Source organism: Streptomyces oryzae (assembly GCF_017676365.1).
GTDB lineage: Bacteria > Actinomycetota > Actinomycetes > Streptomycetales > Streptomycetaceae > Streptomyces > Streptomyces oryzae.
The window spans coordinates 20,763-27,136 of record NZ_JADKMA010000096.1 but is presented as its reverse complement, the minus strand read 5'-3'; the positions used below and the strand labels follow the sequence as shown (position 1 = coordinate 27,136).

Here is a 6,374-nt window from a genome sequence, read left to right as displayed (position 1 = left end):
GGGTCCGACAGCCGGAGTCGGGCGGGGAAGATAGCCCACTTTGCCCATGCTTAACCGGACAAACGAGTCTCAGGGTGAAGAAACGCGACCCCGGTGACAAAGCCCTTCGCCCCGATTGATATTTTTCACAGGGAACCGGCGGTGGCGGGCACTCTGCCGCCGACTCGGACGTTCACCCCATAACCAGCCCAGAACGATCAAGCAGGAGCGCACCTTCATGTCCCGCCGCGGAGAGTCAGTCCCGTTCGCCTTCATAGCCGACGCCGACCGGTTCCGCAGCAATGTCACCCCGCCGCCCCCTGCCCGTCGCAGCTTCCGCGAGATCGCGGGCAGTGCCCTGGTGGGGCTGACCATCGTCGCCGGGCTCGTGGGATCGGTAGTGCTCGGGCTGCCGGCGCTCAGCGAAAATCAGAGCCCGGCGCACGACCAGCCGGCTGCGGCCGAGGGCCGCTGACCGACGGCCACCCCCGGGAACACCACCCGGGGGTGGCCGGGGCCGACCGGCCTCGCTAATGTCACCGCTCACACCGCTGCGGCGAGCAGCCGCGGGTCAAGCCACTGTCGTGAGCGAGCGAGGACCTCTGCCGTGCCCCTGCCCTTTGTGACAGCCGACCGCGAAGACGCCGTGCTGGCGGCCCAGTCGGTGACTCTCGCCGAGGCCAACCGTGATCTGTGGCGGCGACCCTACCGCCCGGGCCCGTGGCGGGTCGGCGGTGGCGCGCTGCTGCTGCTTCTCGCGTCGTACGTACTCTTCTCCGCGCTCATCATCACCCTCGCCGGCGGATGGCCCAGCGGGGCGATATGCGCGGGCTGCGGCGTGCTGCTGATAGCCCTCGCCGTACGGATGCTGCGGGCCGGGGTGTGGGTCAGTTCGTCCGGGCTGCGCCGCGTGGGGCTGTTGCGTACGGCCACGCTGCGGTGGAGCGAGGTGGTCTCGGTGCGTACGGTGCAGCGGCCCGTGCGGTGGCTCGGGTTGCCGCGTACGGTCCAGGGGCAGGCGCTGGTGCTGGTCCCTGCGGGGCAGGGCGTGAGCGAGCGGACGTTGCTGACCAGCCGCAATGCCGACTTTCTGTCCCGCCCGCGGGCTTTTGACCGTGCCGCCGATGTGATTGAGAGCTGGGCCGCCGAATCGGGGTGAGGGGCCCTTTCTCAGGGGCGCGGGGAACTGCTCCCCCAAGCTCTTCGGGCACGGGGTGCCCCCACCAGCCACGAACGCACCCGCAGACCGCAAACAACACGCAGGGGCACCCCCTCACCGGCGGTGGGCCGCCTCATGCAGAGCTATCGCATGCTGCATCGCCTTGCGGGCCCGCGGCGTATCGCGGGCGTCGTGATAAGCAACCGCGAGGCGGAACCAGGAGCGCCAGTCGTCGGGGTTCTGCTCCGTCTCGGCTCGGCGACGGGCGAAGACGGCGTCCGCGGAGGCGCGGTCGATGCGCCCTGAGGGCGTGCGTTCGAGTTCGTCGACGGGCAGTCCGCCCTCTGCCTCCAGTTGCCGGGCGAGCCGTCCGGCTCGCCGGGCGAAGCGCGTGGTGTGCCACAGGAACCAGGCCCCGATGAAGGGCAGCACCAGCACCGAGACGCCGAAGGCGGTGGTGAGGGCTGTGCCCTGCTCGATCAGCAGCACGCCCCGGCTGCCGACCAGGACGAAGTAGACGACCAGGACGGCGGCCAGGAGGAAGTAGGTGATCTTCGCGCGCATGCTGCTGTGCTCCGTCGGTGCGGTCAGTCCAGGTCGAGGAAGTGTTCGAGGCCGAAGGTGAGCCCCGGAGCGCCCGGCACCTTGCGTACGCCCAGCAGCACGCCCGGCATGAAGGAGCTGCGGTGCAGCGAGTCGTGGCGGATGGTGAGCGTCTCGGCCTCGTCGCCGAAGAGGACCTCCTGGTGCGCGACCAGGCCGCGCAGCCGGACGGCGTGCACCGGCACCCCGTCCACGTCGGCGCCCCGGGCGCCCTCCAGCGAGGTGGTGGTGGCGTCGGGCTGGGCCGGGAGTTCGGCTGCCTCGCGGGCCTCGGCGATGAGCTGTGCGGTGCGCACGGCCGTACCGCTGGGGGCGTCGGCCTTTCCGGGGTGGTGCAGCTCGACGACCTCGACGGACTCGAAGAAGCGGGCGGCCTGCTGCGCGAAGCGCATCGTCAGCACGGCCCCGATGCCGAAGTTGGGGGCGATGAGCACGCCGGTGCCGGGCGACTCGGAGAGCTGGGCGCGTACGGTGGCCAGCCGCTCGTCCGTCCAGCCGGTGGTGCCGACGACGGCGTGGATGCCGTTGGCGACGCAGAACTGCAGGTTGCCCATGACGGCGTCCGGGCGGGTGAGGTCGACGGCGACCTGGGTGCCCGTCTCGGTCAGCGCGTCGAGCGGGTCGCCGCTGCCGAGGGCCGCGACCAGCTCCATGTCGTCGGCGCCCTCGACGGCCCGTACGGCCTCGGAGCCCATTCGTCCCTTCGCGCCGAGTACGGCTACCCGCAGCTTGCTCATTGTGCTCGTTCCTTACGTGTGAGAGACGTCTGAGAGAGGAGAGGGCCGGTCCGCCGGACTCAGGCCACGGCCTCGTGCAGATGGGAGGTCTGGCGGTCGGTGAGCCGCCCGATGGCGGCCAGCGAGGGGCGCCGGTCCAGTACGTCGCGGGCCACCTCGCGGATGTCGTCGGGGGTGACCGCGGCGATCTTGGCGAGCATGTCGTCCGTGGACATCTGCTCGCCCCAGCACAGCTCGCTCTTGCCGACGCGGTGCATCAGAGCGCCGGTGTCCTCCAGACCGAGCACCGTGGAGCCGGAGAGCTGTCCGACGGCGCGGCGCACCTCGTCGTCGCTCAGACCGTGCCGCGCGACGCTGTCGAGCTCCTCGCGGCAGATCTTGAGCACATCGGGCACCTGGCTGGGGCGGCAGCCCACATAGACGCCGAAGAGGCCGCAGTCGGCGTATCCGGAGGTGTAGGCGTAGGTGCTGTAGGCCAGGCCGCGCCGCTCGCGGATCTCCTGGAAGAGCCGGGAGCTCATTCCGCCGCCGAGCGCGGTGCTGAGGACCGCCAGCGGCCAGCGGCGCTCGTCGTGCCGGGAGACGCCGGGCATGCCCAGTACGAGATGTGCCTGTTCGGTCGGCCGGTCCAGGAAGTCGACGCGTCCGCCGCCGCGCAGCGTCCTGCTGCCCGAACGGGGGCCGACCGGGTCGGTGCCGGCCGTGCGGTCGAGCGCGCCCGCGCGGTCGAAGGCGGCCCGCACCTGGCGTACGACCTTCTCGTGGGAGAGGTTTCCCGCTGCGGCGACCACCAGCCGGGGCGGGTCGTAGTGCTTCTTGTAGAAGCGGGCCACCTGGTCGCGGGTGAGCGCGTTGACGGTGTCGACGGTGCCCAGCACGGGGCGGCCCAGCGGGGTGTCGCCGAACATGGCGTGCGCGAACAGATCGTGGACGCAGTCGCCCGCGTCGTCCTCCGTCATAGCGATCTCTTCGAGGATGACGCCGCGCTCGGACTCGACCTCGCCGGGGTCGATCAACGAGCTGGTGAGCATGTCGGAGACGACGTCGATGGCCAGCGGCAGATCGGCGTCCAGGACCCGCGCGTAGTAGCAGGTGAACTCCTTGGTGGTGAACGCGTTCATCTCGCCGCCCACCGCGTCCAGCGCCGCGGAGATCTCCAGTGCGCTGCGCCGCTCGGTGCCCTTGAAGAGCAGGTGCTCCAGATAGTGCGTGGCCCCGCTCAGCGCCGGCGTCTCGTCGCGGGAGCCGGCATGTGCCCAGATGCCGAACGTCGCGGAGCGCACCGTCGGCAGCGTCTCGGTGAGCACCCGGAGCCCACCGGGGAGCACGCTCTTGCGGACGGTGCCCGCGCCGTTCTGCCCCGGGATCAGGGTGCGGGTGCGGGTCTTGGCCGGGGCCTTGGTACGGGCGACGGCCCGCCCTGCCGGGGTGGCGGGGCGGGCCGTCGTACGGAACGTACGCGTCACTTCGCGGTCTCGTCCTCGGGGGTCGCGGAACCGGACTCGGCGGCGCCGCTGTCGGACTCGGCCTCGTCCAGGACGGGGATCAGCGAGAGCTTGCCGCGCTGGTCGATCTCCGCGATCTCGACCTGGACCTTCTGGCCCACGCCGACGACGTCCTCGACGTTCTCCACGCGCTTGCCGCCGGCGAGCTTGCGGATCTGCGAGATGTGCAGCAGACCGTCCTTGCCGGGCAGCAGCGAGACGAAGGCGCCGAAGGTGGTCGTCTTGACGACGGTGCCCAGGTAGCGCTCGCCTACCTCGGGCATCGTCGGGTTGGCGATGCCGTTGATGGTGGCGCGGGCCGCCTCGGCGGCCGGGCCGTCGGCGGCACCGATGTAGATGGTGCCGTCGTCCTCGATGGTGATGTCGGCGCCGGTGTCCTCCTGGATCTGGTTGATCATCTTGCCCTTGGGGCCGATGACTTCACCGATCTTGTCCACCGGGATCTTCACGGTGATGATCCGCGGCGCGTTCGGGGACATCTCGTCCGGAACGTCGATCGCCTCGGTCATCACATCGAGGATGTGCATCCGCGCGTCGCGGGCCTGCTTGAGGGCCGCGGCCAGCACGGAGGCCGGGATGCCGTCCAGCTTGGTGTCGAGCTGCAGCGCGGTGACGAACTGCTTGGTGCCGGCGACCTTGAAGTCCATGTCGCCGAACGCGTCCTCGGCGCCGAGGATGTCGGTCAGCGTCACATAGTGCGTCTCGCCCTCGATCTCCTGGGAGATCAGGCCCATGGCGATACCGGCGACCGGGGCCTTCAGCGGCACACCGGCGTTCAGCAGCGACATGGTGGAGGCGCAGACCGAGCCCATGGACGTCGAGCCGTTGGAGCCCAGCGCCTCGGAGACCTGCCGGATCGCGTACGGGAACTCCTCGCGGGTCGGCAGCACCGGCATCAGCGCACGCTCGGCGAGCGCACCGTGGCCGATCTCGCGGCGCTTCGGGGAGCCGACGCGGCCCGTCTCACCGGTGGAGTAGGGCGGGAAGTTGTAGTTGTGCATGTAGCGCTTGCGGGTCACCGGCGAGAGGGTGTCCAGCTGCTGCTCCATGCGGAGCATGTTCAGCGTGGTGACGCCCAGGATCTGCGTCTCGCCACGCTCGAACAGCGCCGAGCCGTGCACCCGCGGGATGGCCTCGACCTCGGCGGCCAGCGTGCGGATGTCCGTGACGCCGCGGCCGTCGATGCGCTTCTTCTCCCTGATGACGCGCTCGCGCACCAGGGTCTTGGTCAGCGACCGGTAGGCAGCGGAGATCTCCTTCTCGCGGCCCTCGAACTGCGGGAGCAGCTTCTCGGCGGCCAGCGCCTTGACGCGGTCCAGCTCGGCCTCGCGCTCCTGCTTGGCGGCGATGGTCAGCGCCTGCGCGAGCTCGTCGCGGACGGCCTCGGTGAGGGCCTCCAGGACGTCGTCCTGGTAGTCCAGGAAGATCGGGAACTCGCCGGTGGGCTTGGCGGCCTTCGCGGCGAGGTCGGCCTGTGCCTTGCACAGCACCTTGATGAACGGCTTCGCGGCCTCCATACCGGCGGCCACGACCTCCTCGGTCGGTGCCTCGGCGCCGCCCTTGACGAGCTCGATGGTCTTCTCGGTCGCCTCGGCCTCGACCATCATCACGGCCACGTCACCGTCGGGCAGCACACGGCCCGCGATGACCATGTCGAAGACCGCGTCCTCCAGCTCGGTGTGGGTCGGGAAGGCGACCCACTGGCCCTTGATCAGGGCGATGCGGGTGCCGCCGATCGGGCCGGAGAAGGGCAGTCCTGCCAGCTGCGTGGAGCAGGAGGCGGCGTTGATGGCGACCACGTCGTAGAGGTGGTCGGGGTTGAGCGCCATGATCGTCTCGACGATCTGGATCTCGTTGCGCAGGCCCTTCCGGAACGAGGGGCGCAGCGGGCGGTCGATAAGCCGGCAGGTGAGGATCGCGTCCTCGGACGGGCGGCCCTCACGCCGGAAGAAGGAGCCGGGGATCTTGCCCGCGGAGTACATCCGCTCCTCGACGTCGACCGTCAGGGGGAAGAAGTCCAGCTGGTCCTTGGGCTGCTTCGAGGCGGTGGTGGCCGACAGCACCATGGTGTCGTCGTCCAGGTAGGCCACGGCCGATCCTGCGGCCTGCTTGGCCAGCCGGCCGGTCTCGAAGCGGATGGTACGGGTGCCGAAGGAGCCGTTGTCGATCACGGCCTCGGCGTAGTGGGTCTCGTTCTCCACCAGGAATATCTCCTCGTCTGCGTCCGCTGCTCGTTCTGCGGCGGACTTCTGTACTGGTGGAGCGCTCCCGGTGCGGGCCGGTCTTCGATCGAAGCTCCCGGTGCCTCCGCGGGGTTTCCACGGGTCCGGGGGCCACTACCGAGGACCGGCGTCTCGGGCGCGCTCCTTTGCTTGGCTGTCGGTGGTGGTG

At 70.3% G+C, this 6,374-nt stretch carries 6 protein-coding genes; 2 read left to right on the top strand and 4 right to left on the bottom strand.

Annotation, left to right across the window (positions count from 1 at the left end; all coding sequences use genetic code 11):
• Positions 1–217: 217 nt before the first annotated feature.
• Positions 218–454 (top strand): hypothetical protein, encoded by a 237-nt coding sequence (locus ITI46_RS19380; RefSeq protein ID WP_209240926.1) that lies wholly within the window; start codon positions 218–220, stop codon positions 452–454.
• Positions 455–586: 132 nt separating this feature from the next.
• Entirely contained in the window at positions 587–1,138 is a 552-nt protein-coding gene (locus ITI46_RS19375) for an SCO5741 family PH domain-containing membrane protein (RefSeq protein ID WP_209240925.1), read from the top strand.
• A 114-nt stretch (positions 1,139–1,252) separates the two neighbouring features.
• Here ITI46_RS19375 and ITI46_RS19370 read toward each other — a convergent pair whose 3' ends face one another.
• From ITI46_RS19370 to ITI46_RS19355, 4 genes are read right to left on the bottom strand one after another with little or no spacing between them, the layout of a single operon-like run.
• Positions 1,253–1,702 carry a tetratricopeptide repeat protein gene (locus ITI46_RS19370; RefSeq protein ID WP_209240924.1) on the bottom strand — a complete coding sequence of 150 codons (450 nt, stop codon included), beginning with the start codon at positions 1,700–1,702 and terminating at the stop codon, positions 1,253–1,255.
• Positions 1,703–1,725: 23 nt separating this feature from the next.
• Positions 1,726–2,478: a 4-hydroxy-tetrahydrodipicolinate reductase gene (gene dapB, locus ITI46_RS19365; protein ID WP_209240923.1), complete on the bottom strand. Its 753-nt coding sequence runs from the start codon at positions 2,476–2,478 to the stop codon at positions 1,726–1,728.
• A 59-nt stretch (positions 2,479–2,537) separates the two neighbouring features.
• Positions 2,538–3,944 carry a M16 family metallopeptidase gene (locus ITI46_RS19360; RefSeq protein WP_209240922.1) on the bottom strand — a complete coding sequence of 469 codons (1,407 nt, stop codon included), beginning with the start codon at positions 3,942–3,944 and terminating at the stop codon, positions 2,538–2,540.
• Positions 3,941–6,184 (bottom strand): polyribonucleotide nucleotidyltransferase, encoded by a 2,244-nt coding sequence (locus tag ITI46_RS19355; protein ID WP_209240921.1) that lies wholly within the window; start codon positions 6,182–6,184, stop codon positions 3,941–3,943. The genes ITI46_RS19360 and ITI46_RS19355 overlap by 4 nt, the downstream gene beginning before the upstream one ends.
• Positions 6,185–6,374: the final 190 nt, after the last annotated feature.